The sequence below is a fragment of the Thalassospira sp. NFXS8 genome, from assembly GCF_040148805.1.
GTDB lineage: Bacteria > Pseudomonadota > Alphaproteobacteria > Rhodospirillales > Thalassospiraceae > Thalassospira.
In genome coordinates, this window is the sequence record NZ_JAGEMF010000003.1 from 384821 (window position 1) to 399996 (window position 15176).

16 protein-coding genes are annotated in these 15176 nt (G+C 53.1%); 11 read left to right on the forward strand and 5 right to left on the reverse strand.

Annotation, left to right across the window (positions count from 1 at the left end):
- Window positions 1-12 precede the first annotated feature (12 nt).
- Window positions 13-924 (reverse strand): LysR family transcriptional regulator, encoded by a 912-nt coding sequence (locus J4E05_RS18105; RefSeq protein ID WP_085591215.1) that lies wholly within the window; start codon window positions 922-924, stop codon window positions 13-15.
- 163 nt (window positions 925-1087) lie between these two features.
- Here J4E05_RS18105 and J4E05_RS18110 point away from each other — a divergent pair, with 163 nt between their 5' ends.
- The 9 genes from J4E05_RS18110 to J4E05_RS18150 all read left to right on the forward strand — a co-directional run bounded on the left by J4E05_RS18110 (window position 1088) and on the right by J4E05_RS18150 (window position 10194).
- Window positions 1088-2110: a hydroxyacid dehydrogenase gene (locus J4E05_RS18110; RefSeq protein ID WP_349598478.1), complete on the forward strand. Its 1023-nt coding sequence runs from the start codon at window positions 1088-1090 to the stop codon at window positions 2108-2110.
- A gap of 26 nt (window positions 2111-2136) precedes the next feature.
- Complete coding sequence (locus tag J4E05_RS18115; RefSeq protein ID WP_085591219.1) at window positions 2137-2817, forward strand: RraA family protein; 681 nt, start codon at window positions 2137-2139, stop codon at window positions 2815-2817.
- The gene (locus J4E05_RS18120) at window positions 2814-4040 is read left to right on the forward strand and encodes an MFS transporter (RefSeq protein WP_349598481.1); all 1227 of its coding nucleotides are present in this window, start codon (window positions 2814-2816) and stop codon (window positions 4038-4040) included. Before J4E05_RS18115 ends, J4E05_RS18120 begins: the two co-directional genes overlap by 4 nt.
- Before the next feature lie 92 nt (window positions 4041-4132).
- Window positions 4133-5083 (forward strand): Bug family tripartite tricarboxylate transporter substrate binding protein, encoded by a 951-nt coding sequence (locus J4E05_RS18125; protein ID WP_349598484.1) that lies wholly within the window; start codon window positions 4133-4135, stop codon window positions 5081-5083.
- Window positions 5084-5287: 204 nt separating this feature from the next.
- The gene (locus J4E05_RS18130) at window positions 5288-5743 is read left to right on the forward strand and encodes a tripartite tricarboxylate transporter TctB family protein (protein ID WP_349598487.1); all 456 of its coding nucleotides are present in this window, start codon (window positions 5288-5290) and stop codon (window positions 5741-5743) included.
- A 15-nt stretch (window positions 5744-5758) separates the two neighbouring features.
- A complete protein-coding gene (locus J4E05_RS18135) occupies window positions 5759-7264 on the forward strand; it encodes a tripartite tricarboxylate transporter permease (protein ID WP_349598489.1) in 1506 nt (501 codons plus the stop codon).
- A 2-nt stretch (window positions 7265-7266) separates the two neighbouring features.
- Window positions 7267-8409 (forward strand): alpha-hydroxy acid oxidase, encoded by a 1143-nt coding sequence (locus tag J4E05_RS18140; protein WP_349598492.1) that lies wholly within the window; start codon window positions 7267-7269, stop codon window positions 8407-8409.
- Window positions 8410-8691: 282 nt separating this feature from the next.
- Complete coding sequence (locus J4E05_RS18145; protein WP_349598495.1) at window positions 8692-9066, forward strand: DUF427 domain-containing protein; 375 nt, start codon at window positions 8692-8694, stop codon at window positions 9064-9066.
- A 225-nt stretch (window positions 9067-9291) separates the two neighbouring features.
- A complete protein-coding gene (locus J4E05_RS18150) occupies window positions 9292-10194 on the forward strand; it encodes an AraC family transcriptional regulator (RefSeq protein ID WP_349598498.1) in 903 nt (300 codons plus the stop codon).
- A 106-nt stretch (window positions 10195-10300) separates the two neighbouring features.
- On the opposite strand, the gene J4E05_RS18155 is transcribed toward J4E05_RS18150, so the two are convergent.
- The 3 genes from J4E05_RS18155 to J4E05_RS18165 all read right to left on the reverse strand — a co-directional run bounded on the left by J4E05_RS18155 (window position 10301) and on the right by J4E05_RS18165 (window position 12575).
- On the reverse strand, window positions 10301-10906 hold the full coding sequence (locus J4E05_RS18155; protein WP_085590425.1) for a UbiX family flavin prenyltransferase: 606 nt from the start codon (window positions 10904-10906) through the stop codon (window positions 10301-10303).
- A gap of 269 nt (window positions 10907-11175) precedes the next feature.
- Entirely contained in the window at window positions 11176-12099 is a 924-nt protein-coding gene (locus tag J4E05_RS18160) for an NADP-dependent oxidoreductase (protein ID WP_349598502.1), read from the reverse strand.
- Window positions 12099-12575 carry an ester cyclase gene (locus tag J4E05_RS18165; protein ID WP_349598505.1) on the reverse strand — a complete coding sequence of 159 codons (477 nt, stop codon included), beginning with the start codon at window positions 12573-12575 and terminating at the stop codon, window positions 12099-12101. The genes J4E05_RS18160 and J4E05_RS18165 overlap by 1 nt, the downstream gene beginning before the upstream one ends.
- Window positions 12576-12667: 92 nt before the next feature.
- On the opposite strand from J4E05_RS18165, the gene J4E05_RS18170 reads away from it, so the two are divergent.
- On the forward strand, window positions 12668-13576 hold the full coding sequence (locus J4E05_RS18170) for a LysR family transcriptional regulator (protein ID WP_349598506.1): 909 nt from the start codon (window positions 12668-12670) through the stop codon (window positions 13574-13576).
- Between the two features lie 33 nt (window positions 13577-13609).
- Here the strand turns inward: J4E05_RS18170 and J4E05_RS18175 are convergent, their stop codons facing one another.
- Window positions 13610-14194 (reverse strand): TetR/AcrR family transcriptional regulator, encoded by a 585-nt coding sequence (locus J4E05_RS18175; protein WP_349598509.1) that lies wholly within the window; start codon window positions 14192-14194, stop codon window positions 13610-13612.
- Between the two features lie 156 nt (window positions 14195-14350).
- On the opposite strand from J4E05_RS18175, the gene J4E05_RS18180 reads away from it, so the two are divergent.
- Complete coding sequence (locus J4E05_RS18180; protein ID WP_349598512.1) at window positions 14351-15112, forward strand: SDR family NAD(P)-dependent oxidoreductase; 762 nt, start codon at window positions 14351-14353, stop codon at window positions 15110-15112.
- Window positions 15113-15176 lie beyond the last annotated feature (64 nt).

The window sequence follows — 15176 nt, forward strand, 5'->3', positions numbered from 1 at the left end:
AACAGGGGCATATCAAAGGGTATGTTCCTGTTTTTCCAGGCTGGAACGCGGCACGCCAAAATCATCGGCAAGAACGGCAAGCTGATCATGGATTTCTTCCAGCAAATCCATCTTGGCCGATGAAACCCGCTGAACAATGCCAATCTGACGAAATACCTGTGGTTCGCCAAATGGCCGGATCAGAAATTTTTCCGGGCTTTCACGCACGGCAATATTTGGCACAATCGTTGCCCCCAATCCTGCCGCAACACATTCAACAATTGCCGAAATCGTATCAATTTCGGCGGTGTCGTTGGTCACGATGCCCATTCGGGCCAGTTCCATATCAATCAGGTGTGCAAGTGGCACATTGCTGCGAAACCGTACCATCGGCAATGTTTCCAGCATTTGGCGCGCCGACATTTCCGGGGTGCCTTGCGGTGCAATCACCACAAGCGGTTCGCGAATAAAGGGCCGCCACACCAGATTTTGCGGAATTCCCAGTTGCTCGGCAACAATCGCCATGTCAAGCCGCCCGGCCTGTACATCGCTGATCAATGTGCTTGAAAGCCCCACCCGTAAATTAATCCGCAATCCCGGATATGTATTGCGTAACGCCACAATCGCGCGCGGTAAAAGACCAATTGTACTGGTCCGAACCGACCCGATGCTTAACGTGCCGGTTTTACGCTGGCCTTGCAGGGCGCTTTTTGTATCCTCCACCATATGTAAAATGGAATGCGCTGTTTCCAGTAATTGAAGGCCATGTGTGTTCAAGGTCGGCGGGCGGGTTTCCCGGTTAAAAAGTTCCACCGCAAGCTCGGTTTCCAGGGCATGCATTTGCTGGCTCACGGCCGATGGCGTTAAATATACCACCTCTGCCGCCCGGGCAAATGTGCCATGTTCGGCAATTGCAACCAGGGTCCGAAGCTGGCGTGTATCCATTTTAACTCCAGATAAACTTAATCTATTCGGAAATATTATTCGCTTTCATAAAATATATCTACCGCTAATCTCTGATCTCATAATCAACATGTCAATCAGACAAAAATACTGGGAGGAACGATGTCGGGTTTTTTACACCGCATCAAAACCGCTGGGGCCATTCATGACTAAAAATGGAACCATCGTTGTCACCGGCCCCTTTCTTGACGAAGCCGCATCCGCCCTGATTTCCCAGGCAGATTTCAGTGTAGTGCATACACCGGCCTATCCGTCCGACGAGGTGCTGGTAAAATTCATGAAAGACCACGCCCCCAAGGGGATTATTTCGCGGATGGGTCAGTTTGGGCATGTCGCAATGGACGCGGCCCCAAATTTACAGGTCATTTCCAAACATGGTGCCGGTGTCGATAATATCGACGTTGCTGCCGCCAGCGAACGGGGCATACTGGTGTTGCGTGCCCCCGGTGCCAATGCCCTGTCTGTTGCTGAACACACACTTGCCCTGTTACTGGCAACGGTTAAACAGATCGTCCCCCTGGATCAAAGCCTTCGGGCAAACCGCTGGGACAAACCAGGTTTTGTTGGTCGCGAAATTGCCGGTATGTGTCTGGGGCTTGTCGGTTTCGGGGCCATTGCACAACATACGGCCCGGCTCGCTCGTGGTTTTGGGCTAAACGTTTTGGCCTACGACCCGCTTCCCCACGACGAGATGTTTGCCAATGCGGGCGTTACCCGCTGTCATACGCTGGAAAACCTGTTTGAAACAGCCGATATTGTTAGCCTGCATTGCCCGCTTTTGCCTGCCACCCGTTATTTGATAAATGCCGAAACCATCGCCACGATGAAACCGGGCAGTTATCTGATTAACACCGCACGGGGCGGGCTGGTAAACGAAGCCGATTTGTTGCTGGCTTTGCAAAGCGGGCATATCGCTGGTGCAGGGCTCGATACGTTTGAACACGAACCCCCCGTTGCCGATAACGCGCTTTTGCAGCATCGCGCAATTGTTGTCACCCCGCATGTTGCCGGTGTTACCGCAAGTGCAGGGCAGCGTGTCGGTATCGCGGCGGTTTCCGGTGTTATCGCGCTGTTGTCGGGGGGCGATGTAACGCCTGATCGAATTGTGAACCCTGAAATCCTGAAAAACGGCTCTGCCCGCCTGCAACGCAGCACAGCAGCCGAATAAATAATTACGCAATAAAGGGAAGAACCATGCCAGTTGGAAACCGGATTTTGCCGCGCACGCGCAAGGTTGCCGATACTATTGTCGCCGATTTTCGGCAATTGCCTGTCGCAAATATCAGCGACTGTATGGGGCGTGTTTTTGCCGGCGGCAGTCGCCTGCGCCCCATGCATCGCGACGGGGTGCTGGCAGGTCCGGCCTTAACCGTTCGCAGTCGCCCGGGCGATAATCTGATGTTGCACAAGGCCATCGACCTGGCCGAACCGGGCGACGTTATTGTGGTTGATGCCGGTGGCGATGTCACCAATGCCCTGATCGGCGAACTGATGCTGGCCCATGCCATTAACCGGGGGGTTGCCGGGTTTGTTCTTTACGGTGCCTTGCGGGACCTGGACGCCTTTCGTCGCGTTAACCTTCCAACCTATGCCCTGGGTGTTACCCATCGGGGGCCTTACAAACATGGCCCCGGTGAAATCAACACCGCCATCGCAATTGAAGGCATGGTAATCGAACCGGGTGATCTGATTGTGGGGGATGCCGACGGTGTTGTGTCGGTTCCCTATCATGATACGGCATATGTGTTACAGGCTACGCGTGAAAAACAGGCAGCCGAACATCGGCAAATGGCCAATATTGAAAACCGTACCAACGACCGTAGCTGGGTGGATAAAGCACTTCTTGCCGCCGGGTGCGAGATTGTCTCGGCGTGACCATTCGTGAAACGTTGCGCCCTTTGTCAAATACCGGTTTTGCCTGGTATCTGGCGGGGAATACCGGCTCAATTGTCGGCACCTGGGCGCAGCGGGTGGCCCTGTTATGGATTGCATGGGAGCTAACACAATCAACAACGGTGCTGGGCCTACTTGCCATGGCCGATCTGTTGCCTTCAGTTGCCATTGCGCCGCTTGCCGGTACCATTGCCGATCGTTACGACAGGCTCTCGCTGGCAAAAATGCTGCAATGGGTGTCGGTTTTGCCGCCGATGTTATTGCTCGGCCTGTCATTATCCGGGCAGCTTGGGATTGAATGGATCGTTGCTGTTGCGGTTGCAACAGGGGTGATCAACGGGTTTGATCATCCAATACGGATGGTTCTTGTGGGCAGTCTGGTTGAACGCGCGCGTGTTGGCGGGGCTGTTGCCCTTAATTCGATGACGTTCAATCTGGCGCGCATGATCGGGCCGGTTTTTGGCGGGCTGGCGATCGCAGAAAAGCTGTTCTGGCCGCTTTTTTTGTTCAATTGCCTTAGTTATATCGGTTTTGCGATTATTTTGGCGCGGTTGAAATCAAGTACCGTGCCCCAAAAGGCAACGGAACATATGGTTGCTACGGGAAACTGGTCGGCAGTTTTTTGCAGCCTCAAATCTGTGCAGAAATATCTGCTGGCATATTTCCTATTAATTGCCTTGTGCTTTCGCCCGGCATTTGAATTGTTGCCTGCATTGGCCGAAAAACTGAATGTTTACGGGGTTACGGCTGCCGATGGTTTTTCAATCCTGACTTTTTTTCAGGGGTTTGGCGCCACGATCGGGGCGATCTCGGTGTCATTTCTTCTGACCCGGTTTTCGCCCCTCTATCTGATCATTGCCAGTGGTGGCGGGGCAGTGGTCGGGATGACCCTGTTCCTGTCATTTGACGGTTTGTACATGGCCGCAATCTGCCTTGCCATGTTGTCCGGGGCCATTTTGGCTAACGGTATTGTCACGCAGGTCGTTTTGCAAACCGGGGTCCCTGATCATGTCCGGGGGCGGGTTCTGTCCCTCTATACCATGATTTTCCGGGGGATCCCTGCGCTTGGGGCGCTGGCTATAGGTATTCTTGCCGATGCGGTATCGCTCCATGTTCTGTTCCTGGCAGGATGCCCGCTTGTCCTTGCGATGACCTTTGTTATCGCTCGCTTAAATCCGCAATCTTTGACTGAAAGAGAGGTGTAAATAAGAAATTCTAATTTAAAGATGAATTTATATTCTCTTTCATAAATAAAAACTGCTGTTATAGGCTTATACCTGAAAAAAGGGAGGAACAAATGAAACTAAAAACACTCATCGTTTCCGTATGTCTGGTCGCGGGATTTGCCACCAGTGCAATGGCTGAATACCCGGAAAAGAAAATCGAAATCATTGTCGGTTATTCGGCTGGCGGCGGAACAGATGTTATGGCGCGCACAGTTGCCCCGTTTCTTGAACGTTATTTGGGAAATGACGCCACTGTCGTCGTCAAAAACATGCCCGGTGCCAGTGGCCAGATCGGGGTAACCGAAGTTGCAAATGCCAAACCCGACGGTTACACAATTGGCACCTATAACCTGCCGGGCATGATGGCCCGCACACTGGACCGCAAGGCAGGTTATTCGGCAGACAGCTTCACGTATCTTGCCAATGTGGTTGATGACCCCAACGTCATTGTAACGCCCAAAGGCAGCGATATTACATCAATGGACAAACTGGTTGCTGCCGCGCGTAAAGAACCGGGCGGGATGACGGTTGGAATGTCCAGTCTGGGCGGGGATGACCATTTTTTCCTCATCCGCTTGCAAAAGGAATCCGGGGCGGAATATACAATTGTTCCGTTCAAAGGGTCGGCACCCGCCCGCACTGCGGTCATGGGCGGGCATGTCAATATGGGTATTTTCAACCTTTCCGAAGTTCTTGGGTTTCGCGATGACCTTAACATTGTTGGTGTTGCCCGCCCGGAACGGTCTGATCTGGCCCCAAATGTTCCGACATTTGCCGAACAGGGTTTTAACGTTGTAAATGGCTCGATGCGGGGTTTCGTCGCACCCGCCAATTTGCCAAAGGATGTCGAGGACAAACTGGTCGACGCCTTTAAAAAAGCCTATCAGGACCCGGAATTTACCAAGGCGATGGTCGCGTCGGGCAACCCGGTAAGTCTGGCTGCCGGTGCCGACTTCAAGGCATTGAACCAGGAACAGTTTGAATTTGCCAAAAAGGTTTGGGAAACCACTCCCTGGAAATAGGAAACAATGATCTGAACGGGGCCTTCGGGCCCCGTTTAAACCCCGTATTGTCTTTGGGTTTTCTCCCATTGTTTCTGTTTGCTACCCCATCTCACCACATATGGTTGCTTTTGATGCCGTCAGTTGGCACCAGGCCGTTTTAATACTGCAGCAATGTAATGTTGGGTGTATGGGCTGTTTTCCCTAAACCGAAAGACTAGCAATATGAAGAACCCTGCCGGTTCCCGTATTTTGCAGGCTGACATCATCGCCGGCCTTGTAATTGTTGCATGTAGTGTCTGGTTGCTTACCGAAACCCGCGACATGCCCCCCATGAGTGCGCTTTTACCTGTCGTTATGTTATGTGCGATGGCGTTGATGGGCATCATTTTGATCGGGCGTACTTTTTTGAAACCCGATCTCAGGTCTGATCGTGCGGTTTTTGTCGCACCACGGCGTTTTTTCCTGGTCGTTTTTGCTATTGGGGCCTACGCGCTCGGCGTTGCCACGTTAGGTTTTTATACGTCAACCACCCTGATGGTGCCCTCGGTTGCATGGTGTTTTGGCTATCGCAAACCGTTTGGTCTGGCCCTTGCCACTGTCATTTTCGTCGGCGGAATTGCGCTGATTTTTCTGGTGTTGATGAACCAGGATTTGCCAACCGAATTTTTTGCCAGCTAACCCGGGAGACTATGGATGTATGGAAATCTGATCGATGCCCTGCCCAGTGTTCTGGGGTGGGCCAATCTGGCCGCTGTTGTCGTGGGGGTTCTGGCCGGTATTTGCGTCGGTGCTTTGCCCGGGCTTAGTGCCACGATGGCAATTTCAGTGTTAATACCGTTTACATTTGGGCTGGACCCGCTTGTGGCACTTGGCATGATGGCCGGTATTTATAATGGTGCCATGTATGGAGGGGCCATTCCCGCGGTTCTTTTGCGTATTCCAGGTACACCAGCGGCTGTTGCCACCAGCTTTGACGGTTATCCAATGGCGCAATCGGGGCGGGGTGGTTATGCCTTGCAAGTGGCTGTGGTTTCCTCGGCCATTGGTGGCATTGTCTCGGCGGTTGTTCTGATGCTGCTAGCACCACCCCTGGCAAAGGTAACCCTGCTTTTTGGCCCCGCCGAAATTTTCTGGGTCGCTGTCTTTGGCTTGTCGTCGATTGTCTTTTTACTGGGCGGGGATCCGCTAAAAGGGCTTATTAGTGCTGCTTTTGGCGTCACGGTTTCGTTAATCGGATCAGACACCATAACCGGCTATGATCGTTTGACATTCGGGCATCTTGAATTGCTCGATGGGATTAATATTGTTGTTTTGCTTGTTGGCCTTTACGCCTTGCCACCGGCAATTGACTTGCTTGAAGATCCGTCCTTTGAAGGAACCGGTAAGCGTTTTACACTTGGCACTGGAAGTATCTGGAAAGCCATTCCCAGCATGTTGCGGTTCTGGAAAACCTGGATCCGTTCCAGTTTTATTGGTGTTCTTGTCGGCATTTTGCCTGGTGCCGGTGGTTCGATGGCTGCTTTCCTTAGTTATAACGAAGCCCGCCGTGCCGCCAAAAACCCCGATGACTGGGGGAAAGGCGAACCTGAAGGCGTTGCCGCAGCTGAAACAGCCAACAATGCCGATACCGCATCAGCCATGATTCCGGCCCTGACACTGGGGATTCCCGGCACATCTGTGGCGGCGGTCATGCTGGGTGGGCTTTTGATTCATGGTCTACAACCTGGTCCGCTTTTGTTTCGCGATAATCCCGATCTGGTGTTCGGGTTTATGTGGCAGTTTTTGTTTGGCGCCATCCTGCTTATTTTCCTTGGCGGGTCGCTTGCGACCAACAGTTTTGCCCAGGTTCTGCGCATCCCGCGCCCGTTACTTGGGGCGATTATTATCGCGTTGGTTTTTATCGGTGTTTATTCGATCAATGGACGAATGTTTGATGTTTATCTGACATTGGGGTTTGGTCTGGTTGGCTATTTTATGGATAAACTTCGCTTTCCGCTGCCGCCCGTTGTGCTGGGTCTTATTCTGGGTAGTTTCGCCGAGGAAAACCTGCGTCTGGCTTTGCGCATTGGCCGTGGCGACTGGTCTACATTGTGGCATAACACCACCAGTCAGGTGATTATTGCCATCACGATTGCGGTTGTCGTTGGCCCCATGATTTTACGTGTTATCCGTTCCCGAAAATCCGACACGGAAGCCTAACCATGGGGCGGGCATTATCTGTCGAGGATTTCGAAGTCGTTGCGCGCCGTCGCTTGCCGCGTCCCTTGTATGTTTATATCGCCAGCGCTGCCGAAACCGGGGCATCGCTGGCAGATAACCGCAATGCCTTGGCCGAATGGGGCTTTATACCACGTGTCCTTGCCGGTGTTTCCGGGCGAACAACCGAAACATCCCTGTTGGGTCATCGCTATGATGCCCCCATCGGGATTGCCCCGATGGGGATATCGGCACTAATGGCACTTGATGGTGATGTGGCATTGGCCCGGGCCGCCTTTCAGCACAATATTCCCATGGTCCTTAGCGGGTCGTCGCTGACCCCGATGGAAGAAGTCTTCAACGCCAACCCTGATTGCTGGTTTCAGGCCTATGTCCCCGGCGAGGAGGCAAAAATCCTTGGCCTTCTTGACCGGGTCAGGGCAACAGGCTTTAAAACACTGGTTACAACGGTTGATACTGCCGTATTGGCAAACCGCGAAAACAATATTCGTAGCGGGTTTTCAACACCATTGCGGATGACGCCGCGTCTGGCATGGGATTTTGCCAGCCATCCTGGCTGGTTGCTCGGAACCATGGCCCGAACCATTTTACGGCGCGGAATGCCTCATTTTGAGAATTCCTATGCCGAACGGGGCGCGCCGATCATGTCGCGGAATGTTATGCGCGATTTTGGCCGCAAGGATCATCTAACCTGGGAACATTTGCGGTTAATCCGGTCACGCTGGCCGGGCAAACTGGTGGTCAAAGGCGTTTTGGCACCGGAAGATGTGCAAAGGGTTGTTTTGCTAGGCGGCGACGGGGTCATTTTGTCCAATCATGGTGGGCGCCAACTTGATGGTGCCATATCGCCCCTTCGCATATTACCGCGCGTTGTCGAGGTCGCCGGCGCCATGCCTGTTATGATTGATGGTGGTTTTCGTCGCGGAACCGACATACTCAAGGCTCTGGCATTGGGGGCTTCTTTTGTTTTTGTCGGTCGCCCGTTTTTATATGCGGCTGTGGCGGGTGGCAGCAGTGCCGTAGAACAGGCAATCGCAATTTTAAAAACCGAACTGCATCGTGATCTTGGTCTGATGGGCCGGTCATGCTTGTCTGAACTGGACGCATCGGCTCTTTATCGGCTTTAATTTCAGTCTGGTTTTATTATTTTTCCGCAATTGGCTGTTTATGCGACAGCATCACCCTATATAGGGCAATCTTCCTTTATCTGGCCCTGTCTTGTCCGTGCCGTCTTTGGCCTATTAAAAGAATTTCACAAGATTATTTCCTAACGAACTGGCAAGAAAAGGTTTTCTTAGGGGGAATAGTTTCAGGCACCACTGCTTTATGGGGGTGCCGATGCTCTATCTTTGGTGTGATGTTTCATATTGTTGTTGCGCGTCATACCCAAAACCGCAGGAAATAATATTATGACCGACAAACCTGTTCTTATCCCCGGCCCGGATCATCCTATTGATATCGCCCCTGCCACAACCCGCATAACCGTAACATTTGCCGGTCGTGTCATTGCCGATAGTGCGGCAACCCTGGTTTTGCATGAAGCCCGATATCCGCCGGTTTATTATTTTCCGCGTGGCGATGTTGATGCCACCATTCTCGTATCGTCCGATAAAACCACCTATTGTCCCTATAAGGGTACAGCTGGCTACTTTACGATCCAGGCTGACGAAAAAACGTCAGTTGATGCGATATGGACATACGAAAACCCCCACGATGCCGTTATCGCCATTAAGGATCACGTTGCATTTTATCCGGATCGTGTGACGATTACGCCAGTCGCATAAGGTGGCAATAAACGCATAAAACCAGGAAAATTTGCTCGAAAATGGCGGATTTCTGCCTGTAATGGGACGTTACGCAGGCTGTCTGAAACCTCCTGACATAACGGTGGCAGTTTTGCATCGATGCTGTGAAAATCTTGCACGATCCTGCAATCAGCTTAGTTCCTGCTTTGTACTTTTTACCGTCTCGGGCATTCTCGCCCTCTAACCTGATCGGCGGAGGACTGTTTGAACCAATCTGAATCCCTTGCAGAAATTGTCCGTATCATTGAACGCTTCGTTAACGAAGATGGCCAAATCCCGACAGCGATCGACAATCTTATGATCGGTCGCAAAACAGCAACCAATCAACCCGTTCATACCGCTCAGTGGCCCTGTTTCGCCATGATTGTACAGGGGTCAAAACAGGCGACAGTGGGCACACAAAAATTATCCTATGGGCCGGGCGATTATGTGGTGGTCTCGCTTGATATGCCGGTTGAGTCATGGGTTGTCCAGGCAAGCCCCGAAAAACCGATGTATGGTTTGGGCATGGCAATTAACCATGATGCCCTGAAAACCGTGATGACGCGGATCGCCTTTGATAAACGGCATCTCGATAAAAATCCCGGTTTTGGCATTGCCGTGCACAAAGCCCCTGATGCCTTGCTTGATGCGGTGTTGCGGATGATGCGTTTGCTTGAACGCCCCGACGATGTCGCAGGTCTGGCCTGCCTGATAGAGGAAGAAATTCTTTATCATTTGTTGCGCGGGCCGTTTGGGGGCACGTTATTACAAATTGCCACCGCACAAAGCCCGGCCAATCGCATCGCCGGCGCAATTGCCTGGCTGCGCGAAAATTTCAAGCAACCCCTGCGTATTGAAGACCTTGCGAAACATGTTGGTATGAGCGCATCATCCCTGCATCACCACTTTAAAGCAATCACCGCGATGACGCCAATGCAGTATCAAAAGCAGTTGCGTTTGCGAGAGGCACGCCGGTTGATGCTGGTGGAAAAACAGGATGTCGGCATGGCCGGGTTTTTGGTGGGGTATGACAGCCCGTCACAATTCAGCCGGGAATATAGCCGGTTGTTCGGCCTGTCGCCGTCGCGCGATATTGCCGCCCAGCACCGCCCTGCGCACACGTAACGCGGCATCCTGCACAAACCGTTTTGCAGGATCGTGCAAGAAAAACAGCCCAAAAAGGGCGAAAAAACCTCAATTAAGCTTGAATTTGTGTCTTTTTAGACCCCGGTTAGTTTGTAAACTGGCCGGGGTCTGTCATTGGGGCTGTCTCGTTTTCCTCGGTCCAGCGTTTTACGACGGGCAGGTGAATGTCGAGCAGGTCCAGGGCGCGGCCGGTGGTTTGAGTGACCATTTCATCGATGGTTTGTGGGCGGCTGTAAAAGGCCGGAACCGGAGGCATGATGATGGCACCGTTTTGGGTGGCTTGCTGCATAAGGTTTATATGCCCGGCATGAAGCGGGGTTTCGCGCAGCATAAGGACAACCCGGCGCCGTTCTTTCAGGCAGACATCGGCAGCACGGACAATCAGTTCGTCGTTATAGGAATTGGCGATACCGCTAAGCGTTTTGATCGAGCAGGGGGCAACCAGCATTCCGGCGGTGCGAAATGAACCTGATGACACAGCGGCCCCGATATCGCGGTAATTATAGACCACATCGGCATAGGAACGGATTTCGTCGGCATCCATGTCGATTTCGGCAAGGGCGGTGCGCAGGGCCGAGGGGGAAATAATGGCATGGGTTTCGATATCGGGGACATCACGTAAAAGCTGAAGGGCGCGCACGCCATAGATAACGCCCGAGGCCCCGGTAATGGCGATGATAACCCGCTTCATGTGATGCTCTTTTCAACTGTGATCCTGTATTTACCGACGGGCGGTAGACAGGTGGTATCCTTGTTACGCGCAATCTTGTCGCAGATGGCACCGGTTTCAACCATTTTCTTGTTCAATGTGAAAATGATGGCCGTTCATTACCCGGTGAATGAACCACATTATGGCCAGAAATACGACAGGTTACAGATACGACAAGGCCGCCGCCCTGCGAAGGGCGACGGCCAGAAGTGTTTTTTGGGTAGCACTGCTACAGGATAGCCCCGTCCGGATCAGGACGTTGAGGCGACCATAACAGGTTTGCCTTTGAGGGTGCCGTTAGCGAAATCATTAAAGACAGCGATGCTATCGGCAAGGGCGAATGTTGTGATATTTGGTACGGCAAGGGGCGAGGCAAGCGCCGTATTGGCAAGGTTTGCCAGAATGGCGGGATCTGTTTGCAGGAAAACAAAGCCTGTTTTAAGTGCCTTGGCGGTTGCCGTGGCTTCATCAATCGGGACGGAGACAGTGGCAATATGGGTGCCGGGCTGCACGTGATTTAAAACAGCTTTTTGCAAATGCCCACCGGCTGTATCAAGCACATGGGCGGTTTTTGCCATGATGTCGGCAAGGGCGGGGTCGGTTGGTGATACTGGCGTAGCACCAAGATTTGCAACACGGTCCAGACCATCGCCCAAAACATAAATTAGACCCGGACCTTGAGACCGTGCCAGCAAGATTGCCGCACGGGCCACGGCCCCTGTGCCTGTAATCAGCAAAGGTGTATTTGGCCCGGAATTTAACGTATTAAGAGCCAATTGCGCAACGCCGGCCGGGGTCGGCAGGCAGGCCGCCGTGGCGGGCGCCAGCCCGGACGGGCACAGCGCGATTAGAGTGTGGTCGAGACAGATTATGTCGGCCATTGCGCCGCCTGCCGTGGGATCAGCACGGCCCAAAACAGTATCACCAATGGCAAAGTTTTTGACCTTGCCGCCCACTGCGATAATTTCACCGGCGAAATCGGTGCCAGGAATGTAGGGGAAGGTGAGCGGGAAAAAGGCCTGCATGACGCCTTGGGACAGTTTGGCGTCAAGCGGATTGAAAGCCGCCGCCTGAACCCGCACGAGAACGTCGTTTTCGCCGGGTGTCGGGTCGGGCAAGGTAACAAGTTGGGCAGACGAAGCCGGTTGGTAGTTTACGACCTGAAGGGCCTTCATTATGCGTCTCCCTGTCCGAGGTTGGGCCATGTACCGATTTGGGCGAACAGGCCAAGCAGGTCTTCGAGGTGCCAGGTGCGTGACAGGCGGTCGCCGGTAAATTCGTGAAATTCATGAATAACGATATCGATGGGCTTGCCAGTCGGGGCGATGCCCATAAGCGGGCCATTATGGGTGCCGGTCATGCGCAGGCGCACTGCGGCGCGGTCGGCCTCGGCGATGATGTTTTCGATGGTCAGGGCCAGGTCGGGAAGGGCAGTGCGAAACATGCGAAAGACGGGTTTGATACCGTCGCGGCCCGGTTGCTGGCCGGGGCCCAGCGGGATGTCATCCCAGTTTTCGGTCAAGGCATGGTCAACAAGATCGACATCGTCGGTTGCAAGGGCCGCATACAGATTTTCCAGGGCGCGTTTTTGGCCGTTGGTAAGTGCCATTGCTTGGGACGAGGGAACGGTTGGAAGGGTTGGAAGGGTCATTTCAGGCTCCGGTTCAAATTATGATGACCTGAAGGTAGGGAATGAATTACCATAATTGAAATCAATAATAGTTATTTGGAATTATCAATTTTATGAATTATGCGGGATTTGATTTAAACCTGATTGTTGCGTTTGATGCCTTGATGGCGGAACGCCATGTGACACGGGCCGCCCAGCGGATTGGACTGACGCAACCCGCCCTTAGCGCCGCCCTGAACCGGTTGCGTCATATTACCGGCGACGAGCTTTTTATTCGGGCACCAAAAGGGTTAATGCCCACGCCCCGCGCGATGGACCTGGCACCGGCCTTTCGCACCATACTGGCAACGGTGGATGGTGCCTTGTCCTTGCAAACCGATTTTCAGCCTGCGGTGTCACAGCAGGTGTTTTCGCTGGCTTTGGCGGAACATCCTGCGCAGTTATTGCTGGTGCCACTGGAAAAGATGTTGCGTGACGTGGCCCCCGGTGTGGATTTGCGTATTCGCGCCTTGCGTAATCGTCAGGATGCCATTCGGATGCTTGATGAAGGGCAGGCTGATTTGGCGATTGGGGTATCGCCGGGCAATGAAGCCCGTATTTTATCGCGACATTTATGGTCTGAGGAATTTGTTGGCATTGCCCGCAAGGGAACCGATGTTTCGCGTTTTGCCCGGTCGATGCGGGAGTATGCCGAAGGGCGGCATGTGCTGTTTTCGCCCGAAGCCGAAGATCGCGGCCTTGTGGATGCAGCCCTTGCCAAAGAGGGGCTTAAGCGCCGCCTTGCTGTAACAGTGGCTTATACATATGCGGTGCCGTCGCTGGTGGCGCAAAGTGACATGCTGGCAACTGTTTTAAGCGGAATTGTGCATGCCAGCGGGTTTTCTGATCGGTTAACTGTTTTTAAGCCACCCTTTGAATTGCCGGGTATTTCCTATCAGTTGCTTTGGCATCGCCGTACCGATGCCCACCCGGCACATTGCTGGTTCAGGGACGTGATTGGACAGCTATGCAGCAATTTTTAGGAAAACCGGCGGGGACGGGTGTTATACCCGCGGTTATGCCGATGGCCAGGTAGACAGGGCCTGTTCCACGATTGTTTCCAGTTTTTCGCGGCTGAACCCGGCCTTTGCTTGCACGGCCATGCCATGTGTTACCGTCATCAGGAATGCGGCCAGGGCGGCGGGTTTCGCTGTTTGAGGCAAATCGCCTTCGGCCTGGGCCTGCTCAAACCGTTTGCGAACTTTTTCTTCGCCATCGGTGCGGGCGTCGATCAGGGCCTGACGCACGGGTTCGGCGTCGTCCGAACCGGCAAGAACACCATTAATGCCCAGGCAACCGGGATGTTCGGGATAGCGGGTATTGAGATCGATTGTTTTATAGAGCAGGTGGGTGGCAACTGCGCGTGCGGTTGGCAATTGTAATGCTTCGGGGATGAAATCCAGATAACGGTCATAATAACGCGTCAGAGCGAGGCGAAACAGTTGTTCCTTGTTGCCAAATGCGGAATACAGCGCCGGGCGTTCAACGCCGGCAGCTTTTGTCAGGTCGGCATAAGACGTGCCTTCATAGCCTTTGCGCCAGAATACGCACACGACGGCATCAAGTGCTTTTTCTTCGTCTATCTTGCGAGGACGTCCCATTAATTCGCACCAATCATTTTCATAAGGACCATTATTAAACTGCTTGACAGCCTATGTCCAGTTTCGTAACAGTCATTATATTAATGATCGTTACGAAACTAAATCCCGGATTTTTCCCGTCAGGAACGCCGGGATTTTACAGATTAAGGATTGGCTATGACCAAATCTCTGAACGGAAAAGTTGCTGTTGTTACCGGTGGATCACGCGGGCTGGGTGCTGTGATTGCCGAACAGCTGGCCGAGCGCGGGGCCGCTGTTGCCATTACATATGCGACATCGGCGGACAAGGCAGAAGCCGTGGTGGCAAAGCTGAAAGCTAAAGGGGCGCGGGCCATTGCGATTAAAAGTGATCAATCGGACCTGGCATCGGCAAAGCCGTTAATTGATGCTGTAATCGCCGAGTTTGGCCAGCTTGATATTCTTGTTAACAATGCCGGTATCGCCATTCAGGGCCACAAGGTTGATGATCCGGCATTGGACGGTGATGCCTATAACCGCCAGTGGCAGGTCAATGTACTGGGCGCCATCGCCAATACCCGGGCTGCTGCCCCAAAAATGAATGATGGCGGGCGTATTATTTTTATCGGATCGCTTTTGGGGGCATATGTGCCATTTCCCGGTGTGGCTGATTACGCGGGAACAAAAACCGCCCTTGTTGGTTATGCCCGCGGGATTGCCCGTGATCTTGGCCCGCGCAACATTACCGTGAATGTTATTCAGCCCGGCATTATGCCCACCGACATGGCAGCCGACGTTGCCGGTGAACTGCCCAACCGGGATGCCATCCTTGATATGCACCCGATCCGGCGCATTGCCACCCTGGAAGAAGTGGCCGATGCCGTTTGCTTTATGGCCGGGCCATCGGCCGGTTATATTACCGGTGAAACCCTGAATATGGCGGGTGGCTTGGGCATTTAAGGGCCACTGATACCCTTATTTCCTGAAAATAACATGACTGAAAAATGCGATGCAACGTTAAGCG